Origin of the sequence: Mesorhizobium sp. M2E.F.Ca.ET.209.01.1.1, assembly GCF_004010375.2 — a bacterium.
GTDB lineage: Bacteria > Pseudomonadota > Alphaproteobacteria > Rhizobiales > Rhizobiaceae > Mesorhizobium.
This window is the reverse complement of the sequence record NZ_SADP02000383.1, coordinates 1-377: the sequence shown is the minus strand read 5'-3', so window position 1 is coordinate 377 and position 377 is coordinate 1. Positions and strand designations below refer to the sequence as shown.

Below are 377 nucleotides of genomic sequence, written 5' to 3'. Positions count from 1 at the left end.
AGCGCGACCTGTTCCGGGTCTTCCTTTGCCAGCGTCCGCGCCATGTTGCGCACGACCTCGGCATAGGCATCGAAGACGGCCGGATCGTCCATCACCTGCCCCATGCCGATTCTGCGGTTGCCGTCGGCGGGGATGAGATGCAGGTCGACCACGACCTTCAGGCCGGCGCGATTGATCATGCGCGCTGAGTCCAGGACGCCGGCATAGAGCTCGTCGCGAAGAGCCGTGGTCCGGTCCGAGAGAAAGGGCGCGGGATCGACCGGCATGCGCAGGAAGTCGAGACCTGCATCCTTGAGCGTCTTTAGATCGTCGTCCTTGAGAAATTTGCGCCACTCCGGATAGGGCAGGATCGCCTGGCGCTCGCCCCATTTGTCCTC

1 pseudogene is annotated in these 377 nt (G+C 63.7%); it reads right to left on the bottom strand.

Going from position 1 to position 377, the window contains the following annotated elements:
* Positions 1 to 377 (bottom strand): annotated as a pseudogene (locus EN852_RS36095) (glycosyl hydrolase); the annotation flags it as partial.